Raw genomic sequence first — 20,542 nt, forward strand, 5'->3', positions numbered from 1 at the left:
GCAAAAGGCGGTGGTGAGTTGTGCCCCCACGCAAGGACACCGACGCGTCGGCGAATGTCCCTTCCTTTTACGGCGCGGAGTTGCGCTTCAAGAGGGAAGCGGCGGGCCTCACGCTCGAACAGTTGGCGGAGGGAAGTTTTTTTGGCATCCCGTTTCTGAGCCTCATCGAGCGGGGTGAGCGACGGATGCCGTTGGATCTCGCCAGGCACGTCGACAAACGGCTCGGTACGGACGGCTTTTTCGAGCGGCGTTGTGAAGACGCGCGGAAGGCGAAGCAGTCGGGGCATGCGGAGTACTTCGCGGATGTGGTCGAGCTGGAGAAGCACGCGGAGTCGATCGAGGACTGGGCGCCGGCGCTGCTTCCAGGGTTGTTGCAGACGGAGGCGTATGCCCTGAAGGTTGTCAGGACCGGTAGTCCGTGGCTCCCGCCCGAGATCGTCGACAAGCAGGTCACGGCTCGCATGGCGCGCGCGAAGCTCTGGGGGCGGGAGGAACGCCCGGCGTTCTGGGCGATCGTGCGCGAGGAGCTGATCCGCAAGGCGTTTCTGCCGAGCGAGGAGATGGCAGCGCAGTTGGAGCACATCTCGGATGTGATCCGCTCCAATCAAGGTGTTTTGCAGATCCTCCCGGAAACGACGGTGGCCTACCCGCTGATGATGGGGATGATCCGGGTCATGACCTTCCCGGACGCGCCGCCTGTGGTGTACACGGAGGGCCTGCACAGTGGCCAACTGATCGACTATCCAGCCCTCCTGAAGGACTACCGCAGGTCGTACGATCTGCTCAGGGCCACGGCACTACCGCCGGAAACGTCCCTGGACATGATCGAGCAAGCGGCGGAGGATCACAGAAATGGCAAGCACAGGGCCTGACTTCAGCACCGCTGTTTGGCGCAAGAGCAGCTACAGCAACAGCAGCGGCGGTGAATGCGTCGAGGTCCGTGACGATCTCCCCGGCGTCGTCCCTGTCCGGGACTCCAAGGTCCCGCACGGTCCGGCGCTCTTCATCGGCGCTCCCGCGTGGGCGCCGTTCGTCGACTGGGCCGGTGTGGCCTAGCCGTCCACCTCGCACGTCGCCTTCGTGGGCGGCGACCGGCGTTGGACGTACGGGGAGTTCGGCGCGCGGAACAGCCGCCTGGGGTACTGGACGCAGCCCGAGGTCACCGCGAAAGCCCTGTGCGGCGGCTGGTTCCACACCGGCCGCACCCGGCACTACACGCGCTGACTGGGCGCTACTCCATTCGAGTCGGTTCTTGAGCGAACCCTGGTCCAACAGGTCGGCTGTGATCAACCATCGAGTATCCGACGGTTGCTCAAAGGGGGCCATATGGCGACATCCTCCGGGGAACAGATCGCTGTCGACTGGGCGTACGTCCGCGACACCATCCACGTCAACGACGCGCTGCTGGGCGAGATCCGGGCGGAGGTCGGGTTCCGCGGGTTGGCGGCGGGGGCCGTACTGGCGCTGGTGGCCCGGGAGATCGTGCACGACCCGGGGTATGTCCTCACCGGTCTGACCGGGCACCCGCTGGTGCTGGTCGCCGAGAACTACCGAGGCAACGGCGGCGGGGTGGACGCCAGTGGAGTCCCGGGCAACAGGGGAGGGCCGGGCGCGACCGGTGCGGACGGTCAGGGGCAGCAAGGACAGACCGGCGGTGCCGGCGGCCTCGGCGGGAACGGGCAGCCGGGTGGCGCGGCTTCGCAGGTCTGGGTGCTCGCGGCGACGCTCACCGATCTGCGGATCACCGCCCGGGGTGGCCACGGCGGAGCGGGCGGCCCGGGCGGCACCGGCGGGCACGGCTACGACGCAGCCGAACCTCCGCACAAGCCGGACCACGATCCGCCGGAGCCGGGCAATGGCGGCCCGGGAGGCCAAGGCGGCGTCGGCGCGGTCGGCGGGCCCGGCGCACTGATCCTGATCGACACGGTGACCCCGTCAGGGCTGAGCACCGACGGTTCGGGCGGCGACGCGGGAGGCGCGGGCCGGCCCGGTGAGGGAGGCCGCGGCGGGAAGGTCGGCGGCGGCCCGACCCCGCTCGGCGACCCTGGCCCGGCGGGGCCGCCGGGTACCCCCGGCCCCGGTCCTGGCCCCTCCGTGCAACCCGTCATCGTGACGCACCCCGTCGACGACTGGTGGGCGCTGATCCGGCTGAGGCTCGGGATGCGCGCCCACGACTGGGCGGACTACCGCACCAGCGTGGGCGAGTACCTCTTCCGCGCGTACGCGCCGGGGAAGCCCGACCGCCGCGGCTACCGCGACGCCGCCGCGCACGAGTTCGACCGCGCCCTGACCCTGTTCCAGGACCAGGCGCGCGCCGCCGAGATGCTGCGCTACATCGCGAGCAACCTGGCTCCGATCGGGCAGCCGTACAACCTTGAGATCCTGCCGGACTTCCCGCGCTTCGAGAGCGTCGTCACCGACTACGACGCCGTGGTCAAGAGCATGTACGACAACGCGCTGAACCTGCTGCTGAGCGTCGTCGACGCCGGGCAGAAGAGCGCCCGGCTGGCGGCCGACATGGCCCACATCAGCGACATGGCCGGGGTGCTGGCGCTGGAGGAGAAAGCCGCGAAGCTGGCCCTGGAGGGCGCCAAGGGCAAAGCGGACGTCATCGACCAGCAGTTGGAGGAAACCCGGACCCAGATCTCCGCGGTGCGCGAGGAGATCGCCGTCAAGCGCCTCGAATGGCCGCCCGGCAACGATCTCGGTCCGCTCCTCGGCGCGGCCATCGCGGTGGCCGCCGCAGCCGCCGCGATCAGCGCGTTCGCCACGGGCGGGGCCACCATCGTGGCGTTCCTCGCCGCCGCCAACGTCGTGATGACCGGCGTCGGAGCCGTGGAGGGCTTCGACGTGAACACCGGCAAGGACGCCGATGGCGACCAGCTGATCAGCTGGTGGGACTGGAGCGACCCGGGCAAGCCCAAGCTGAAGCCCGACGACGCCGACAAGGTCGGCGGACTCGCCGAACTGGTCAACAAGAGCAAGAAGTTCATCGACGCCGGCCGCGCCATCTCCGAACTCACGCAGGCCAAGGTCGACGGCAAGCTGGAGAGCCGGGAACGCGACCTGATCGCCCGCCAGCTCGACCTGACGCGGCAGCGCGGGCTGCAACTGCTGGAGGTCAACCAGAAGGCGCTGCTCGCCGTGGCGGCCGACGCCAAGATCGCGGTGAACAAGGCGGATCTGGAGAACCTGCACCACCTCCAGGTCGACTGGGCCTCCGACATCGGCGCGCTGAGCCAGATCTCCCGCAGACTGATCGCCCAGACCCAGGCCTATGTGGACGTCCTCATCAGGTTCGGGTTCTACGCGCACCGCGCCCTCGACCTGTACACGCTCAGCAGCAACACCTCGCCCCAATTCAGCTTCGACATCGGCTACCTGCACCCGGACGACGTCGAGAACACCTACCAGCCGCTGGCCCGCGGCGACGACAGCCGCGTGATCCCGCTGCTGGGGGAGTACCTGGACTCCTGGGCACGGATGCCCGAATTGGTCACCCTGCGCGCGTTCTACGACGACTACCAGCGCTCGCTCCAGTACGCGCCGCAGTTCGTGACCATCAGCACGCCCGAGGTGCTGGCGGCGCTGCGCACCAACGGTTCGGCTTCGTTCACCGTGCCGCTGGAGAACTTCCCGGCTGCCTGGTCCGAGTTGAAGGTGGAGCGCGTCAGCGTGGCGTTCGTGGGCGCCACCTGCGACAACCCGGCCGTGGTCGCCTACGTGGAACACGAGGGCGCGGCCGTCAACCGGCTGCGCGACGGCACCGTGCGCACGGTCGACGGCTGGCCGCTCTCCGCGGTCGTCGAGGCGACGTTCGACAAGCGGGACCCGGGCACACCCGCGCCCGCCGACGCCCGGCAGTCCTTCTGGGGCCGAAGCCCGGCGACCACCTGGCGGGTCAGCATCGAACCGCTGTCCGCCAAGCAGGGCAATCTCAACCTGGACGGCCTGACCGCTTTGTACGTCACGATCCGGTACGCCTTCTACGCGCCGCCGTCCACGGCGGGCCAGGCCGTCCCGGCCATGCCGGTCGCCGCCGACTACGACGGTGACCAGCGGCCCGACAACGCGACCTGGAACTCGGCGGACGGGACCTGGCACATCGAGCCGTCGTCGGGCGGCCCCGCCCGCGTCGTGCCGTGGGGGCAGGCCGGCGACATCCCGGTGCCCGCGGACTACGACCGCGACGGCAGGGCCGAACTCGCGGTGTTCCGGCCCTCCGACGGCACCCTGCTCACCCGGCCGCTGGAGAGTGGACCCACCACGGTCTACCTGTGGCGTACCGCGGACTACCTGCCGAGTCCCGCGGACCATCCGGGCATGGACACCCTCGCGAACGGCTTCCGGGTGCGCGCCGCGGACCTGTCGGGCATCGGCCGACAGGACGAGGCCGTCGCCGTGCAGACCCAGGCCCGCGACGCGTACCGGCAACTCGCCGAGGCGTCCGAGGCATACCGCGCCGATCTCGCCCAGACGATGGTGATGCTCGGGATCTATCTGTCCCGGGCGGGCCGCGACGACGAGGCGATCGCGGCCGTTCAGGAGGGCATTGCCAAGTACCGGGAGATCGGGGACGCCGCGCAGGAGGCGTGGGCGTCGGGCAACCTCGCGGCGCTCTACCGCGCCGCGGGGCGACCCGCCGACGCGGTGGACGCGCAACAGGACACGGTGGACGACTACCGCGCGCTGGCGGCCGGGGACCCCGCCTACCGGACCGCGTTGGCGATGTCCTTGGTGTTCCTGGGCCTCTATCTGGAGCAGGCCGGGCGCCACGACGAGTCGGTGGCACCGGCGCGCGAGGCGGTGGAGACGTACCGGCAGCTCGCTGACGAGCCCGACGTGGCGTGGGCGCTGGGCAACCTCGGCGCCCGGCTGCAGGCCGACGACCGACCCGGCGACGCGGCGGACGCGTGGCGGGAAGCGCGCGACATCTACCAGAAGCTCGCCGCCGCCGACCCCGTCTACCGTCCGCTCCTCGCGCAAAGCGCGTACCGACTGGCGGTGGTCCTGGTGGCGGCCGACCGCCGCGCCGACGCCCTGGCGGCCGCCCAGCAGGCCGTCACCGTGTACCAGGAACTGAACACGCAGAACCCGGGCGTCTACGCGTCGGAGACCGACACGGCGGTCAAGCTGCGCGACTCGTTGGCCCAGTAGCGGAGCGCAAACGCCCCGGGGCCGTGTCACCAGGTGGTGACACGGCCCCGGCGGAAGTCCCGCGACGGTGAGTTACTGGGTGCGGATCACGATCGAACCGCACACCTTGTCCGCGAACGTCTGCCGCTTCGCGTCCCACGCCGGCCACAGCCAGCCGATGTAGCAGGCGAGGGAGTCGAGGATGTGGGCGAGGCGGCGGACGAACGCCATGCCGACGCCGAGGGGCTGGCCGTCGCTCTCGCGTACCAGGCGGATGCCCAGCGCCTTCTTGCCGACGGTCTGGCCGGTGCGGCCTTCCTGGATCAGCTGCCAGATGGCGAGGCCGATCAGAGCGAGACCCCCGATGGCCAGCAGCAGTCCGTTGCCGCGGCCGACGATGACGATGATGTACGGCACCAGGAAGACGAGTCCGTCGACCAGCGTGCCGAGGAAGCGCTGGCCCCAGTTCGCGTACGGCGGGGTCGCTCCGTAGCCGGCCTGCGGGTAACCGGGGTAACCCGGCTGCTGCGGGTAGCCGTAGCCCTGCTGCGGCGGGACGCCCTGGGGGGCGCCCTGCGGGTAGCCGTAGCCCGGCTGGCCCTGGGGCTGGCCGTAGCCCGGCTGGGGGTTCTGCGGTGGCTGCTGCCCGTAGGGGTTGTTCGGGTCGTAACTCATGGCGGATATTCCTCCGTCGGCAATGCGGGGACGATGCGGATCGCGCGGAGGTATGTCACAAGACGAGCGGTTTGCCCCCCAACACCTACCGCAGTACTGCGGCGTTCATCGTTCTAGCCGCGGCTGGTTTTTGTCCAGCGGCATTCCATAGGTGTTGTGTAAGTGCAACATCAGTGATCATGGTGTTACACCCGGAGTGCACCCGGATTGGAACGATGAGGGCGTCATCCGCGAGGATGGGGTCATGACCGCCCAGATTCTCGATGGCAAGGCCACCGCAGCCGCGATCAAGTCCGACCTGACCGCCCGCGTGGCGGCGCTGAAGGAGAAGGGCGTCACGCCCGGCCTCGGCACGATCCTGGTCGGGGACGACCCCGGCAGCCAGAAGTACGTCGCCGGCAAGCACCGGGACTGCGCGCAGGTGGGCATCGCGTCCATCCAGCGCCAACTGCCCGCCACCGCCTCCCAGGAGGAGATCGAGGCGGTCGTACGGGAACTCAACGAGGACCCGGCGTGCACCGGCTACATCGTCCAACTGCCGCTCCCCAAGGGCATCGACGAGAACCGCATCCTGGAACTGATGGACCCGGACAAGGACGCCGACGGCCTGCACCCGATGAACCTCGGCCGTCTCGTCCTCAACGAGCCCGCCCCGCTGCCCTGCACCCCCAACGGTGTGCTGACCCTCCTCCGCCGCTACGGCGTGGAGATCAAGGGCGCGGAGGTCGTGGTCGTCGGACGCGGGGTCACCATCGGCCGCCCGATGCCCCTCCTCCTCACCCGGCGCAGCGAGAACGCGACCGTGACCCAGTGCCACACGGGTACCCGCGACCTCTCCTCGCACCTCAAGCGCGCGGACATCATCGTCGCCGCCGCCGGTTCCGCCCACCTGATCAGGCCCGAGGACGTGAAGCCCGGCGCCGCCGTCCTCGACGTCGGCGTCTCGCGGAACGCCGACGGCAAGATCGTGGGCGACGTCCACCCGGGCGTCGCCGAGGTCGCCGGCTGGATCTCCCCGAACCCCGGCGGAGTCGGCCCGATGACCCGCGCCCAGCTGCTCGTCAACGTGGTCGAGGCGGCGGAGCGTAGTGTCGACTGAACGCCCTGGGAGCCCTGAGAGCAAGGCCCGTGGTGAGGGTGTGGACGACATCGAGGTCACGGACCCGGTCAGCGCGCCCGACGCCGAGGGGGTACCGCGCCGCACCACGCGCCGCTTCCCCCTCTTCACCCGGGACACCGCCCGTCCCGAGGGCGGCGGCCGGGCCGCGTCCGGCGCCGCCCCGGCCCCGGCCCGCCAGTGGCCGATCCTCGCCGTCCTGTGCACGGTCGGCCTCGGCCTCCTCCTGACCGCCTTCGACGTCTTCCGCTACGGCACCCTGCTCATCGGCGCCGCCCTGCTGGCCGGCGCGGTGCTGCGCTGGGTGGTCCCGGACGTCGGCATGCTCGCCGTCCGCTCCCGCTTCACCGACATCGTCACCTACGCCGTGCTCGGCCTCGCGATCGTCCTGCTGGCGATGATGGCGCAGCCGAAGCCGTGGCTGACGATCCCGTACCTGAAGGACACGCTGCACTACACGGTCAACAGCAACTAGCCTCCCGCGCCCCGCGGTTCGTGACGCACGACGGCGGCCCGTCCCCTCCCCCGAGCAAGGACGCGCCGCCGTCTGTGGTCAGCCTGCCGCGCTGTGAGCCCGCCGTTCAACGGCTGTCGGCGCGCTGTGGCAGGGGAGTGACCGTTTCGCTACGCGGCGCGCACCACATCACGATGACGGAACCGTTCCCCTTCCGGCGTCGTCATTTCGCTCGGAACGGGCACGTGGGGCGGGCGAGTGAGCGGACGGGCGGTGGAGGGGCGATGGGCGGCTGGCAGCCGCTGCCGGACGATCTGCCGGCGGAGGTACGGAACTTCGTGGAGCAACTGCGTCTCCTCAAGGACCGCACCGGGCTGAGCCTGGTCGCCCTCGGCGCGCGCACCGCGTACAGCAAGTCCTCCTGGCACCGTTATCTCAACGCCACCCAGCCCCCGCCCCGGCAGGCCGTCGTCGCCCTGTGCCGGGTCGCGGGCGTCGACCCCGAACGCATCGGTGTGCGCTGGGAGTTGGCGGTCCAGGCCTGGCCCCGCCCGGCGACGGTCCCGGACCGGGTGGAGGGCGGGGAGGAGTACCGGGACGATCCGACCCTGCCCTGGTGGGACACACCGCCGGAGGAGGCGGGGCGCGGACCCGGGCCCGGTGGACGGCTGCTCCGGTACGCGTTGGTGCTGTTGCTTCTCCTGCTCTTCACGGTTGTCGTGGGAGTCGTGGCCCTTGCGTCGATGTATTGACAAGTTTGCGGATAAGCAACGAAGACGACCAACAGCGGCGTTAGCGTGGGCAATTCAGGGCACAGGGCACCAAGGGGTACGAGGGAGCAGGGCGCGGGGGAGCAGTCAGTACGCAGCAGGGGGAATGAGGGGGGAAGCAATGCCTCGTTGGAGGGCCTTGCCGGATGAACTCGATCCGCAGGTCAGGGAGTTCGCGAGCCAGCTGCGCCGGCTGGTGGACCGCAGCGGCCTGAGCATCGCGGCGGTGGCCGACCGCACCGGCTACAGCAAGACGTCCTGGGACCGTTATCTCAACGGCCGGCTCCTCGCACCGAAGGGCGCGATCGTCGCCCTGGCCGAGGTCACCGGCGCCAATCCCGTTCATCTGACCACGATGTGGGAGCTCGCCGAGCGTTCATGGAGCCGGTCGGAGATGCGGCATGACATGACCATGGAGGCGATCCGGATCTCCCAGGCGCGTGCCGCGCTGGGGGAGTTCGGGGCGCCCCCGGCGAGCGCGCCGAGCACGCCGAGCGGCAAGGTTCAGGGCGGCAAGGCGGCCCGCACGGGTGGCAGCGCCACCGCGGCCCCGGGGATCGCGGGTCCGGCGGGAGTGTCTCCCACGGTGCCGCCGCAGCCGGCGGCGCCCGACAGTGACGTACGCGAAGGTGTCTCGAAGGTCGGCAACTCGTGGGGGATGGCCGGGTACATGGGCCCCGCGCAGTCCGGCGGTGGGGGCGGCGCGGGCGGCTCCGCGGCGGAGCAGGCGCAGTCCGGCCGGCCGGGTCGTATACCGGAGGCGTCCGGAGCGGCTGGATCGTTCGGCGCGTCCGGACTCTCCGGCTCCGCGTCCGGATCGTTCGGGGAACCGATGCCGGTGTCCCGGCCGGGGGCGTCCGGCGGGGCGGGTGGTGCCAGGCGGCGGGTGCTGATGTTCGGGGCCGGGGTCGTCGGGGTGCTGGTGGTGATCGCGGCCGTGTTCCTGTTCACCCACCACGGCTTCACCCTGCACGGCGGCGGGGACAAGAAGACCGGCGCCACGCACACCTCGGCCTCGCCGTCCGTCAGCACGAACCCCGATCTGCCGGCCGGGGTGAAGTGCGTCGGCGCGGGCTGCACCGGCAAGGACGCGGAGGCCATGGGCTGCACCTCGGACGCGGGCGCGGTGACGACGGCCAGGACGGCCACCGTCGGCACGACCGTCGTCGAGGTCCGCTACAGCAAGACCTGCGGGGCCGCCTGGGGCCGTATCACCGCGGGTGTGCGGGGGGACTCCGTGCAGGTGAGCGCGGGCACGGTCAAGGAGACCGACAGCATCACGGCGACCGGCGACAACATCGCCTACACGCCGATGGTGGCCGTGAAGGACGCGGGCGGGGCGAAGGCCTGCGTGACGCTGGCGACGGGGAAGAAGGGGTGCACGGCCTAGGCCCTGTGTGTGGGGATTCTGTGAACGGGGGAATGCCCGCTCCCGAGCGGGGAAGGCGGTGCTCACCCCCACGGGAGTCCGGCTGACCCGGTACCCCCACGGCGGCCGTCCGGTGCTCCTCTCCCGACCGGACGGCCGCCTTTTCCGTGCACCGGTCCTGACCCTGTTCCGCGCACCGGTCCGACCCTGTTCCGTGCTCTGTGGGGCGGGCCACACGGACCCGGCAGCCGGGGATCCCGGATGCGCGATAGCCTGACCGGTGGATCTCTTGATGCCAAGAGATCGATCATTTGTACGTCTCGCACCCCGGGGCAGTGCCGCCCCACCGCCAGCTGTCATAACGGAGAACGCCATGACCCGCACTCCCGTGAACGTCACCGTCACCGGCGCGGCCGGCCAGATCGGTTACGCCCTGCTCTTCCGCATCGCCTCCGGCCAGCTGCTCGGCGCGGACGTGCCGGTCAAGCTGCGTCTCCTGGAGATCACCCCGGCCCTCAAGGCCGCCGAGGGCACGGCGATGGAGCTCGACGACTGCGCCTTCCCGCTCCTTCAGGGCATCGACATCACGGACGACCCGAACGTCGCCTTCGCCGGCACGAACGTCGCCCTCCTCGTCGGCGCCCGCCCCCGCACCAAGGGCATGGAGCGCGGCGACCTGCTCTCCGCGAACGGCGGCATCTTCAAGCCGCAGGGCAAGGCCATCAACGACAACGCCGCGGACGACATCAAGGTCCTCGTCGTCGGCAACCCGGCCAACACCAACGCGCTCATCGCGCAGGCCGCCGCCCCGGACGTACCGGCCGACCGCTTCACCGCGATGACCCGCCTGGACCACAACCGCGCGCTGACCCAGCTCGCGAAGAAGACGGGCACCACGGTCGCCGACATCAAGCGCCTGACCATCTGGGGCAACCACTCCGCCACCCAGTACCCCGACATCTTCCAGGCCACGGTCGCCGGCAAGAACGCCGCCGAGACCGTGAACGACGAGAAGTGGCTGGCCGAGGAGTTCATTCCGACCGTCGCCAAGCGCGGCGCCGCGATCATCGAGGCCCGCGGCGCGTCCTCCGCGGCCTCCGCAGCGAACGCCGCCATCGACCACGTCCACACCTGGGTCAACGGCACGGCGGACGGCGACTGGACCTCCATGGGCATCCCGTCCGACGGCTCCTACGGCGTCCCGGAGGGCCTCATCTCCTCCTTCCCGGTCACCACGAAGGACGGCGTCTACGAGATCGTCCAGGGCCTGGACATCAACGAGTTCTCCCGCGCCCGCATCGACGCGTCGGTGAAGGAGCTGGAGGAGGAGCGCGAGGCGGTCCGCTCGCTCGGCCTCATCTGAGCACCTCCTACGGGTAGTTGAGGGCTCGGTCACGAGCTTTCACGGGCCCCGCTCCGGTTTCCGACCGGAGCGGGGCCCTGTTCCATACCCCGCCTCATTCCATGCCCCGCTTCCCCGGCGCCCAGAACGGCTTCGTGAGGACGGACCGCCGGTCCCAGTCCAACTCCCGTACGAGGACCTGCCGGACCTGCTGCACGGTACGGGCCTCCCCGGCGACGTACGCGATGCCGCCCGGCGCCGGGGCGAGCCGCCGTATCGCGTCCGGGAGCGAAGTCCCGCCCCTGGTCAGCCAGTCGAGGCGGGCGGAGTGCGCCACCGGGAGGCGGTCCTCGTCCTTCTCCGTCTCCACGCAGCCGGAGATCCGCGCCTCCTCGGGCAGCGCGCCCAGCATCGCGCCGAAGGCGACGGAGGCCGTCTCCTCGCCGGCGAAGACGTGATGGGCGGCGTCGGGGCGCAGGGTGAAGGTGCCCTCGGGCTTCCGCAGGCGCACCTGGTCGCCGACGCCGACGCTCCTGCCCCACTGGGCCCCGGGTCCCCCCTCGGAGTGGTCCAGCACGCACAACTCGACGGCGCCGGACGGGTCGTGGCGCCACACGGAGTACGTGCGCAGGGTGAGGCCGCTGACCAGGACACGTACCTGCTGGCCGGGCCGGACGTCGAGCCCGGCGAGCGCGTCGCCCTCGATCCGCAGCCGGCGCATCCGCGCGGTGATCGGCTCGGCGGCGGTGACGACGCCTCGCAGTGTCAGCAGGTCGAGGACGGGGTTCAGGAGGGCGGTCGGCACGGGTGGCTCCTCAACTGGGGTGCGTGTGAGGGGAGTTGGCGATCAGGGGCGCACTGGACGCGATAGTACGCGTTCCTCGGCAGACGCGATAGTACGTGTGGTGTTTGTTCCCCTGTTCAGTGATCCGGCCCACTTCCGGCCAGGGATCGCGCATGCATCCGGACCTCCCGGGCAGGCGCTCGCAGTCCCCGAGAGCGACAGTTAGGTGACGCTGGGGCGCTGAACAGGAACGGAAGGCAGTACCGATCATGGCGGACAGTACGGAACAGCAGGCGCGCAAGACCATTCACGCGGGCGGCGAGTGGCGGGAAGCGGTCTCCGGGGCGACCCGCGAGATCATCGACCCCGCGGACGCGCTGCCGTTCGCCGTGGTCGCGGAGGGCGACGAGAAGGACACGGACATAGCCGTCGCCGCCGCCCGCGCCGCCTTCGACGGCGGAGAGGGCGGAGAGGGCGGCGCTGGTGAGGGTGTTTGGCCGCGCACGCCCGCCGCCGGGCGCGCCGCCCTGCTGCGCCGCGTCGCCGACCTGCTCGTGCGCGACCGCGAGAAGCTCGGCCTGCTGGAGAGCCGGGACGCGGGCAAGACCGTGGAGGAGGGCCGGGTCGACATCGACTGTGTCGCCGACGCCTTCCGCTACTTCGCCGACCTCGTCGCCGCCGAGGCCCCCGGCCGGGTCGTCGACGCGGGCACGCCCGACGTCCACAGCGTCGTCGTCCACGAACCCGTCGGCGTCTGCGCGCTGATCACCCCCTGGAACTACCCGCTGCTCCAGGCGAGTTGGAAGATCGCGCCCGCCCTCGCGGCCGGCAACACCTTCGTCGTCAAGCCCAGCGAGATCACCCCGCTGACGACGATCGCCCTGATCGACCTGCTCGTCGAGGCCGGGCTCCCGGCCGGTGTCGCCAACATCGTCACCGGCCCCGGCCACTCGGTCGGCGCCCGGCTCGCCGAGCACCCCGACGTCGACCTCGTCTCCTTCACCGGCGGCCTGACCAGCGGCACGAAGGTGGCGCAGGCCGCCGCCGTGAGCGTCAAGAAGGTCGCCCTCGAACTCGGCGGCAAGAACCCCAACGTCGTCTTCGCCGACGCCTGCGCCACCGAGGAGGGCTTCGACACCGCCGTCGACCAGGCCCTCAACGCGGCCTTCATCCACAGCGGCCAGGTCTGCTCGGCGGGCTCCCGGCTCATCGTCGAGGAGACCGTCAGGGAACGCTTCGTCGCCGAACTCGCCCGCCGCGCCGCGAAGATCAGGCTCGGCCGCGGCACCGAGGACGGCGTCGAGTGCGGCCCGCTCGTCTCCGAGCAGCAGCGCGCCAGGACCGAGGCGTACGTCGCCGGTGCCCTCGCCGAGGGCGCGGTGCTGCGCTCCGGCGGCAGGCGCCCCGAGCCCGCCGCGGAACGCCCCGCCGGCGGCTACTTCTACGAGCCGACCGTCCTCGACCAGTGCCACCGCGAGATGACCGTCGTACGCGAGGAGGTCTTCGGACCGGTCCTCACCGTCGAGACCTTCCGCGCCGAGGACGAGGCGGTCGCCCTCGCCAACGACACCGAGTACGGCCTCGCGGGCGCCGTCTGGACCGCCGACGCGGGCCGCGCCCGACGCGTCGCGGGACGGCTGCGGCACGGCACCGTCTGGATCAACGACTTCCACCCCTACCTCCCGCAGGCGGAGTGGGGCGGCTTCGGAAAGAGCGGCGTGGGCCGGGAACTGGGCCCCTCCGGCCTCGCCGAGTACCGCGAGGCCAAGCACGTCTACCAGAACCTGGCGCCGAGGCCGGTGCGCTGGTTCGCGGGCTGATTCCGGCCGACTTGCTGATTCCGGCGGCTCGCTGATTCCGGCGACCTACTGACCCCGCCAACCCCAGCCCACCTAGGGGCGCGGGGCTGTGTCGACATGCGGCCCCGCCGCGTGGGCGCGACCAGCCACGACGCACCCGCACCCAACAACACCACCCCCACCCGGAGTTGCTCCCATGCCCGAGAACGATCACACGTACGACTACGTCGTCGTCGGCGGCGGCACCGCAGGCTCCGTCATCGCCTCCCGCCTCACCGAGAACCCCGACGTCACCGTCGCCGTCATCGAGGGCGGCCCCACCGACGTCGGCCGCGAGGACGTACTGACCCTGCGCCGCTGGACGGACCTCCTCGGCGGCGACCTGGACTACGACTACCCCACCACCGAACAGCCGCGCGGCAACTCCCACATCCGGCACAGCCGCGCCCGCGTACTCGGCGGCTGCTCCTCGCACAACACCCTCATCGCCTTCAAGCCGCTGCCGTCCGACTGGGACGAGTGGGAGGCGGCCGGCGCGAAGGGCTGGGGCGCGACGGCGATGGAGGCGTACTACGCCCGCCTCCTCAACAACATCGTCCCCGTCGACGAGAAGGACCGGAACGCCGTCGCCCGCGACTTCGTCGACGCGGCCCGGGAAGCGCTCGGCGTCCCGCGCGTCGAGGGCTTCAACAAGGCGCCGTTCACGGACGGCGTCGGCTTCTTCGACCTCGCCTACCACCCCGAGGACAACAAGCGGTCGAGCGCGTCCGTGGCGTATCTGCACCCGGTGATGGACGAGCGCCCCAACCTGACCATCCTCCTTGAGACCTGGGCACACCGCCTGGAGCTGAACGGCACCCGCGCCGAGGGCGTGCACGTCCGTACCGAGGACGGCGAGGAACTCCTCGTACGCGCTCGCCGCGAGGTCGTCCTGTGCGCCGATGCCGTCGACTCCCCGCGTCTGCTCCTGCATTCGGGCATCGGCCCCCGCGAGGACCTCGAAGCACTCGGCATCCCGGTCGCCGTCGACCTGCCCGGCGTCGGCGAGAACCTGCTCGACCACCCCGAGTCGGTGATCGTCTGGGAGACGAACGGGCCGATCCCGGAGAACTCCGCGATGGACTCCGACGCGGGCCTGTTCGTGCGCCGCGACCCCCAACTCCCGGGCCCCGACCTGATGTTCCACTTCTACCAGGTCCCCTTCACCGACAACCCGGAGCGCCTCGGCTACGAACGCCCCGAGTTCGGCGTCTCCATGACCCCGAACATCCCCAAGCCGAAGAGCCGTGGCCGGCTGTTCCTGACCAGCCCCGACCCGGCGGTCAAACCCGCCCTGGACTTCCGCTACTTCACCGACGAGGACGACTACGACGGCCGCACCCTCGTCGACGGCATCCGTGTCGCCCGCGAGATCGCCGCGACCGAACCACTCGCGGGCTGGCTCAGGCGCGAGGTGTGCCCCGGCCCCGACATCACGGGCGACGAGGAACTGAGCGAGTACGCCCGCAAGGCCGCGCACACCGTGTACCACCCTGCGGGCACCTGCCGCATGGGCGCCGACTCCGACGAACTCGCCGTAGTGAACCCCGAGTTGCGCATCCGCGGCCTGGACGGCATCCGTGTCGCCGACGCCTCCGTCTTCCCGACCATGCCCGCCGTGAACCCGATGATCGGGGTGCTCATGGTCGGCGAACGGGCCGTGGACCTGATCGGGGGTGGTGCGTGATGAGTACCTGCCTGATGACTACCTCCACCGCCCCGGCCGGCCCCGTCTTCTCCGTCGAGGGCCTCTGGAAGGTCTTCGGCCCGAAGGGCGACCGGATCCCGGCCGACCCCGAACTCACCGCCCTCGACGCCGCAGCCCTGCGCACCCGCACCGGCTGCACCGCCGCCGTCCGTGACGTCTCCTTCGACGTGCGCAAGGGCGAGGTCTTCGTGGTGATGGGCCTGTCCGGCTCCGGCAAGTCCACCCTGGTCCGCTGCCTCACCCGGCTCATCGAACCCACCGCCGGCACCATCGCCATCGACGGCGAGGATGTCCGCGCGATGGACAGGTCCCGGCTGCGGGAACTGCGCCGGCACCGCGCCGCGATGGTCTTCCAGCACTTCGGCCTCCTCCCGCACCGCACGGTCCTCGACAACGTCGCCTACGGCCTGGAGATCCAGGGCATCGGCAGGGCCGAGCGCCGCCGCCGGGCCGCCGAGGTCGTCACCAAGGTCGGCCTGGAGGGCATGGAGCAACGGCGCTCCGCCCAGCTCTCCGGCGGCCAGCGGCAACGGGTGGGCCTTGCCCGGGCCTTGGCGGTCGACCCCCAAGTCCTCCTCTTCGACGAGCCGTTCAGCGCGCTCGACCCGCTGATCCGGCGCGACATGCAGGACGAGGTCGTCCGGCTGCACCGCGAGGAGGGCCGCACGATGGTCTTCATCACCCACGACCTGAACGAGGCGCTGAAACTCGGCGACCGCATCGCCCTCATGCGCGACGGCCGCGTCGTCCAACTCGGCACCCCCGAGGAGATCGTGGGCTCCCCGGCCGACGACTACGTCCGCGAGTTCGTACGGGACGTACCGCGCGCGGACGTCATGACGGTCCGTACGGCGATGCGCGCGGCGACGGCGGCCGAGGCACACGGGGCGGGCAGCGGTCCCGCGGTCGCGCCGGGCGCCACCGTCTCCGAGGCCATCGAGGCGGTCGCCCGCGCCGGGGTCCCGGCGAGGGTCGTCGACCAGGGCCGCTGCGTCGGGATGGTGGACTCGGACGCGCTGCTCGGGGTGGTCGCGGGGACGGGGGAGGGGGGTGGTGCGGGGGGCGGTGGCGGCGCAAGTGCCGTCATGGCGACCGGCACGGCGACCGTCATGGCGACCGGCACCGGGGAAGGTGCCAACACCGGTGCTGGCACTGCCACCGGCATGACTACCGCCACGGGCGACGGCAGCGGCACGCATGCCGGCACCGGCACCGCCGACGGCATCGGCACTGGTGCCGCCACGGGCACGGGCACTGGCACTGGCACCGGCACCGGCACCGGCACTGGTGCCGCCACGGGCACGGGCACTGGCACTGGCACCGGCCCCGGCAGTGGTGTCGGCCCCGGCGACGGCGACGGTGTCAGCACCGGCCCCGGAGACGACCCCGGTGACGGTGTCAGCCCCGGTTCCGGAGACGACACCGGCGACAGCCCCAGCCCCGGTACCGGTTCCGGAGACGACCCTGGCGCCGGTGTCAGCCCCGGTTCCGGAGACGACACCGGCGACAGCCCCAGCCCCAGCCCCAGCCTCAGCCTCAGCCCCAGCCCCGGTACCGGCCCCGGAGACGACACCGGCCCCACCCCCGGCGACGCCCCCGCCCCCGCCGTCCGCAAGGACCCCGCCGACACCGGCAAGGAGGCAGCTTGATGGCCGCGGTCACCGCACCCGCCCCCCGCCTCGCCCTCCCCGCCGTCCTCCGGCACCGGGCCGCCCGCAAACTCCTCCTCCTCGCGCTCGCCGCGGCGGTCCTCGTGCCGCTCGCCAACGCGCACTGGTCCAGCGGGAGTTGGCCGCACGCGCTCACCGTCGACCTGTCCGGTCCGCTGGGACGGGCCAACGACTGGATCATCGACAACCGCGACAGCCACCCGCTGTTCCTCTACTTCTTCGGCTACATCAGCAACGCCGTCGTCCTGTCCGTACGCGCCGTGTACGTGGTGCTGCTCGCCGCGGGCTGGGCCGGTGTCACCGTGTTCGGCGCGCTCGTCGCCTGGCGGGTCGCGGGCGCACGGCTCGCGGTCGGGACCGGCGTCGCGTTCCTCGCCTGCGGGCTGCTCGGCATGTGGGTACCGACCATGCAGACGCTCGCGCTGATGACGGTCGCGGTGCTCACGTCGGTCGTCGTGGGCGCGCTGCTCGGCCTCGCCGGCGGCCTCTCCGCGCGGGCCGACCGCGCGCTGCGCCCGGTCCTGGACACCATGCAGGTGCTCCCGGCCTTCGCCTACCTCCTCCCCGTCGTCCTCGTCTTCGGCATCGGCGTCCCCGCGGCCGTCCTCGCCACCGTCGTCTACGCCGCCCCGCCCATGGCCCGCCTCACCGCGCTGGGCCTGCGCGACGCCGACCCGGAGGTCCTGGAGGCCGTCGAGTCCCTCGGCGCCACCGGACGCCAACGCCTGCTGACCGCCCGTATCCCGCTGGCCCGCGGGCAACTCCTCCTCGGCCTCAACCAGACGATCATGATGGCCCTCTCCATGGCGGTCATCGCCTCCGTCATCGGCGCCGGAGGCCTCGGCGACCGCGTCTACCAGGCCCTCGCGTCCGTGGACGTGGGCGCGGCCCTGGCCGCCGGCATCCCGATCGTGCTCCTGGCCGTCGTACTGGACCGGGTCACGGCGGCGGCGGGTGAGCGGACCGACGAGCCCTCGGGGGAGCAGGGCACCGGTCTCCGCCCGTGGCTGTACGCGCTCGGCGCCACCGTCGCCGCAGCGGTGGCCGTCCGTCTCGGCGGCGCCCTGGGCTGGCCCGCCGGCTGGACCCTTGGCATCGCCGAACCGGTCAACCGCGTCGTCGACTGGATGACCGCGCACCTCTACTCCGGCGTCCCCTACCTCGGCGGCACCGCCGACTGGGCAGGCCACTTCACCACCTGGGTCCTGGACCCCGTACGCGACGGCCTGCAATGGCTGCCCTGGTGGGCGCTGCTCCTGATCGTCGCCGCCCTCGCCTGGGTGATCGGCACCTGGCGGACCGCGCTCACCGCCGTCCTCGCCATGGCCGCGATCGGTGTCCTCGGCGTGTGGAAACCGTCGCTCGACACGCTGTCGCAGGTGCTGGCCGCCGTGGCCGTCACCCTCGCCCTCGGCTTCGCGACCGGTATCGCCGCGGCCCGCAGCGACCGCTTCGAACGCGCCCTGCGCCCCGTCCTCGACGTCTGCCAGACGATGCCGCAGTTCGTGTACCTGATCCCGGTCGTCGCCCTCTTCGGCGTCGGCCGCGCCCCCGCCGTAGCCGCTGCCGTCGTCTACGCCCTCCCCGCCGTCGTCCGCATCACCGCACAGGGGCTGCGCCAAGTCGACCCGGCCGCCCTGGAGTCGGCCCGCTCGCTCGGCGCGACCAGCGCCCAGCAGCTCCGCCAGATCCAACTCCCGCTCGCCCGACCGGCGTTGCTCCTCGCCGTCAACCAGGGTGTGGTGCTCGTCCTCGCCGTCGTCATCATCGGCGGCCTGGTCGGCGGTGGCGCGCTCGGCTACGACGCCGTGTTCGGCCTGGCCCAGGGCGACTTGGCGACCGGCCTGGTCTCGGGCGCGGCGATCGTCTGCCTCGGCCTGATGCTCGACCGGGTGACCCAGCCGACGGAACGCCGCACCAAGAAGGGAGCCTGACATGCGAGTTCGTACGACCGCTGCCGTGGCGTCGCTGGTGCTGCTCACCGGCTGCGGTGCCGCCGACATGACCAAGCAGGCCTCGCCCTTCGCCAACGCGCAGGGCGCGAAGACCGTGACCCTCTCCGTCCAGTCCTGGGTGGGCGCGCAGGCCAACGTGGCTGTCGCGCAGTACCTGTTGGAGCACAGGCTCGGCTACCGCGTCGACACCGTCCAGGTCGACGAGGTCCCCGCGTGGGACGCGCTCAGCCAGGGCCGGGTCGACGCGATCCTGGAGGACTGGGGCCACCCCGACCAGGAGAGGCGCTACGTCGACGACAAGAAGACGATCACGCGCGCGGGCGGCCTCGGGGTGACCGGGCACATCGGCTGGTACGTCCCGACGTACCTGGTCAGGCAGCACCCGGACATCACGAACTGGAAGAACCTCGACAAGTACGCGTCCCTGTTCCGCACCGCCGAGAGCGGCGACAAGGGCCAGTTGATGGACGGTTCGCCCTCCTACGTCACCAACGACAAGGCCCTGGTGACCAACCTGAAGCTCAACTACCAAGTGGTGTTCGCCGGTTCGGAGGCCGCGCAGATCACCCAGATGAAGCAGTTCGCCAAGGAGAAGAAGCCCTTCCTGACCTACTGGTACGCACCCCAGTGGCTGTTCGAGAAGGTGCCGATGACGGAGGTGGAACTCCCCGCCTACAAGGAGGGTTGTGACGCCGACGCGGCCAAGGTCGCCTGCGCCTACCCTCGCACCCCGCTGCAGAAATACCTCAACACGGACTTCGCGGAGAAGGGCGGCGAGGCGGCGGCCTTCCTGAAGAAGTTCAGGTGGACGACCGAGGACCAGAACGAGGTCTCCCTGATGATCGCCGACCAGAAGCTGTCCCCGGCGGACGCGGCGAAGAAGTGGGTGGACAACCACCCCGCCACCTGGAAGGCATGGCTGTCCTGACCCCGCTCACCGCTTCAGCTGCCCGGCCATCCCGCCCAGGGCGAGTGCCGCCCACTCCTGGAGCCCCGCCCCGAACGTGACGCGAGTGGCCCCGAGTTCACCGAGTTCGGTGGGCGAGGGGCCCTTGCCGTCCAGCCGGCCGAACACGTTCACGGGCCCCTGGACACCGGACCGCAACAACGGCAGCACCTCGGCCGGAGCCGAGATCGGATACACGCAGTCGGCACCCGCCGCGACGTACAACGCGGCCCGCTCGATGGCCCGTTCGGGGTCGCCGTCGCCGTACACGAAGGTGTCGACGCGCGCGTTGACGAACAGCCGGTCCGCCGCCGCCGACCGCACCTCGGCGAGCCAGTCCGCGTGCCGCCGCGGGTCCTTGAGGACGTCCCCGTCGGAGTCCTCAAGGTTGCACCCCACCGCCCCCGCCTCCAGCAGCCGCTCCACCAACTCCTTCGGCGCGAGCCCGTACCCGCCCTCGACATCCGCCGACACCGGCACGTCCACGGCCCGCACGATCCGCGCGACCGCCGCGAACATCTCGTCGACGGGCGTGGCCCCGTCCTCGTACCCCAACGAGGCGGCGACCCCGGCACTGGGCGTGGCGAGCGCGGGAAACCCGGCGTCCACGAACACCCGCGCACTCACCGCGTCCCAGGGTCCGGGCAGCACGAGCGGATCACCGGGCAGCCGCCGCCGATGCAGACTCCGGAACAGCTCGACCTTGCTCACGGCTGGAAACCCCCGTGCTCGATACGGCGGTTGACCCTCACCCGGCTCCGGCTGCGGTCCAACAACC

16 protein-coding genes and 1 pseudogene are annotated in these 20,542 nt (G+C 71.4%); 14 read left to right on the forward strand and 3 right to left on the reverse strand.

Annotated features, from left to right (window positions below; all coding sequences use genetic code 11):
- Nucleotides 1-20 precede the first annotated feature (20 nt).
- The 4 genes from ACIQBL_RS01875 (at nucleotide 21) to ACIQBL_RS01890 (ending at nucleotide 5,157) form a co-directional block, all read left to right on the forward strand.
- Nucleotides 21-872, forward strand: coding sequence for a Scr1 family TA system antitoxin-like transcriptional regulator (locus ACIQBL_RS01875; RefSeq protein WP_401935687.1), 852 nt, complete (start codon nucleotides 21-23; stop codon nucleotides 870-872).
- On the forward strand, nucleotides 853-1,056 hold the full coding sequence (locus ACIQBL_RS01880; RefSeq protein WP_401935688.1) for a DUF397 domain-containing protein: 204 nt from the start codon (nucleotides 853-855) through the stop codon (nucleotides 1,054-1,056). Before ACIQBL_RS01875 ends, ACIQBL_RS01880 begins: the two co-directional genes overlap by 20 nt.
- Nucleotides 1,057-1,080: 24 nt before the next feature.
- Nucleotides 1,081-1,224: a hypothetical protein gene (locus ACIQBL_RS01885; RefSeq protein ID WP_401935690.1), complete on the forward strand. Its 144-nt coding sequence runs from the start codon at nucleotides 1,081-1,083 to the stop codon at nucleotides 1,222-1,224.
- A 102-nt stretch (nucleotides 1,225-1,326) separates the two neighbouring features.
- Nucleotides 1,327-5,157: a tetratricopeptide repeat protein gene (locus ACIQBL_RS01890; RefSeq protein WP_401935691.1), complete on the forward strand. Its 3,831-nt coding sequence runs from the start codon at nucleotides 1,327-1,329 to the stop codon at nucleotides 5,155-5,157.
- Between the two features lie 72 nt (nucleotides 5,158-5,229).
- Here the strand turns inward: ACIQBL_RS01890 and ACIQBL_RS01895 are convergent, their stop codons facing one another.
- A complete protein-coding gene (locus ACIQBL_RS01895) occupies nucleotides 5,230-5,811 on the reverse strand; it encodes an RDD family protein (RefSeq protein WP_401935692.1) in 582 nt (193 codons plus the stop codon).
- A 244-nt stretch (nucleotides 5,812-6,055) separates the two neighbouring features.
- Between ACIQBL_RS01895 and ACIQBL_RS01900 the strand changes: the two genes are divergently transcribed.
- The 5 genes from ACIQBL_RS01900 to ACIQBL_RS01920 all read left to right on the forward strand — a co-directional run bounded on the left by ACIQBL_RS01900 (nucleotide 6,056) and on the right by ACIQBL_RS01920 (nucleotide 10,884).
- Complete coding sequence (locus ACIQBL_RS01900; RefSeq protein WP_401935693.1) at nucleotides 6,056-6,910, forward strand: bifunctional methylenetetrahydrofolate dehydrogenase/methenyltetrahydrofolate cyclohydrolase; 855 nt, start codon at nucleotides 6,056-6,058, stop codon at nucleotides 6,908-6,910.
- Nucleotides 6,911-6,950: 40 nt separating this feature from the next.
- Entirely contained in the window at nucleotides 6,951-7,403 is a 453-nt protein-coding gene (locus ACIQBL_RS01905) for a DUF3017 domain-containing protein (protein WP_401935695.1), read from the forward strand.
- Nucleotides 7,404-7,666: 263 nt separating this feature from the next.
- Nucleotides 7,667-8,134, forward strand: a complete 468-nt coding sequence (locus ACIQBL_RS01910) for a helix-turn-helix domain-containing protein (RefSeq protein ID WP_401935696.1) — start codon at nucleotides 7,667-7,669, stop codon at nucleotides 8,132-8,134.
- A gap of 157 nt (nucleotides 8,135-8,291) precedes the next feature.
- A complete protein-coding gene (locus ACIQBL_RS01915) occupies nucleotides 8,292-9,542 on the forward strand; it encodes a DUF2690 domain-containing protein (protein WP_401935698.1) in 1,251 nt (416 codons plus the stop codon).
- A gap of 352 nt (nucleotides 9,543-9,894) precedes the next feature.
- Nucleotides 9,895-10,884, forward strand: coding sequence for a malate dehydrogenase (locus ACIQBL_RS01920; protein ID WP_401935700.1), 990 nt, complete (start codon nucleotides 9,895-9,897; stop codon nucleotides 10,882-10,884).
- 94 nt (nucleotides 10,885-10,978) lie between these two features.
- On the opposite strand, the gene ACIQBL_RS01925 is transcribed toward ACIQBL_RS01920, so the two are convergent.
- Nucleotides 10,979-11,668, reverse strand: coding sequence for a siderophore-interacting protein (locus ACIQBL_RS01925; protein WP_401935701.1), 690 nt, complete (start codon nucleotides 11,666-11,668; stop codon nucleotides 10,979-10,981).
- Nucleotides 11,669-11,916: 248 nt separating this feature from the next.
- On the opposite strand from ACIQBL_RS01925, the gene ACIQBL_RS01930 reads away from it, so the two are divergent.
- From ACIQBL_RS01930 to ACIQBL_RS01950, 5 genes and pseudogenes are all read left to right on the forward strand, one after another.
- Nucleotides 11,917-13,467: an aldehyde dehydrogenase family protein gene (locus tag ACIQBL_RS01930; RefSeq protein ID WP_401935703.1), complete on the forward strand. Its 1,551-nt coding sequence runs from the start codon at nucleotides 11,917-11,919 to the stop codon at nucleotides 13,465-13,467.
- A gap of 175 nt (nucleotides 13,468-13,642) precedes the next feature.
- On the forward strand, nucleotides 13,643-15,172 hold the full coding sequence (locus ACIQBL_RS01935) for a GMC family oxidoreductase (RefSeq protein ID WP_401935704.1): 1,530 nt from the start codon (nucleotides 13,643-13,645) through the stop codon (nucleotides 15,170-15,172).
- A pseudogene (locus tag ACIQBL_RS01940) lies at nucleotides 15,172-16,243 on the forward strand (glycine betaine/L-proline ABC transporter ATP-binding protein); the annotation flags it as partial. The gene ACIQBL_RS01935 and the pseudogene ACIQBL_RS01940, both read left to right, overlap by 1 nt.
- A gap of 598 nt (nucleotides 16,244-16,841) precedes the next feature.
- Complete coding sequence (locus ACIQBL_RS01945; protein WP_401935706.1) at nucleotides 16,842-18,797, forward strand: ABC transporter permease; 1,956 nt, start codon at nucleotides 16,842-16,844, stop codon at nucleotides 18,795-18,797.
- Between the two features lies 1 nt (nucleotide 18,798).
- Nucleotides 18,799-19,746 (forward strand): ABC transporter substrate-binding protein, encoded by a 948-nt coding sequence (locus ACIQBL_RS01950; RefSeq protein WP_401935707.1) that lies wholly within the window; start codon nucleotides 18,799-18,801, stop codon nucleotides 19,744-19,746.
- 6 nt (nucleotides 19,747-19,752) lie between these two features.
- Here the strand turns inward: ACIQBL_RS01950 and ACIQBL_RS01955 are convergent, their stop codons facing one another.
- Nucleotides 19,753-20,475: an isocitrate lyase/phosphoenolpyruvate mutase family protein gene (locus ACIQBL_RS01955; protein WP_401935709.1), complete on the reverse strand. Its 723-nt coding sequence runs from the start codon at nucleotides 20,473-20,475 to the stop codon at nucleotides 19,753-19,755.
- Between the last annotated feature and the right edge of the window lie 67 nt (nucleotides 20,476-20,542).

Origin of the sequence: Streptomyces sp. NPDC088350, assembly GCF_044753545.1 — a bacterium.
In the GTDB taxonomy this organism is placed as follows: Bacteria; Actinomycetota; Actinomycetes; order Streptomycetales; family Streptomycetaceae; genus Streptomyces.

What these genes read in the sequence shown, in the direction of transcription:
- ACIQBL_RS01910 (WP_401935696.1), top strand. Translation starts at nt 7,667, where the DNA reads ATGGGCGGCTGGCAGCCGCTGCCGGACGATCTGCCGGCGGAGGTACGG.
- ACIQBL_RS01945 (WP_401935706.1), top strand. Translation starts at nt 16,842, where the DNA reads ATGGCCGCGGTCACCGCACCCGCCCCCCGCCTCGCCCTCCCCGCCGTC.
- ACIQBL_RS01930 (WP_401935703.1), top strand. Translation starts at nt 11,917, where the DNA reads ATGGCGGACAGTACGGAACAGCAGGCGCGCAAGACCATTCACGCGGGC.
- ACIQBL_RS01890 (WP_401935691.1), top strand. Translation starts at nt 1,327, where the DNA reads ATGGCGACATCCTCCGGGGAACAGATCGCTGTCGACTGGGCGTACGTC.
- ACIQBL_RS01950 (WP_401935707.1), top strand. Translation starts at nt 18,799, where the DNA reads ATGCGAGTTCGTACGACCGCTGCCGTGGCGTCGCTGGTGCTGCTCACC.
- ACIQBL_RS01880 (WP_401935688.1), top strand. Translation starts at nt 853, where the DNA reads ATGGCAAGCACAGGGCCTGACTTCAGCACCGCTGTTTGGCGCAAGAGC.
- ACIQBL_RS01920 (WP_401935700.1), top strand. Translation starts at nt 9,895, where the DNA reads ATGACCCGCACTCCCGTGAACGTCACCGTCACCGGCGCGGCCGGCCAG.
- ACIQBL_RS01900 (WP_401935693.1), top strand. Translation starts at nt 6,056, where the DNA reads ATGACCGCCCAGATTCTCGATGGCAAGGCCACCGCAGCCGCGATCAAG.
- ACIQBL_RS01895 (WP_401935692.1), bottom strand. Translation starts at nt 5,811, where the DNA reads ATGAGTTACGACCCGAACAACCCCTACGGGCAGCAGCCACCGCAGAAC.
- ACIQBL_RS01935 (WP_401935704.1), top strand. Translation starts at nt 13,643, where the DNA reads ATGCCCGAGAACGATCACACGTACGACTACGTCGTCGTCGGCGGCGGC.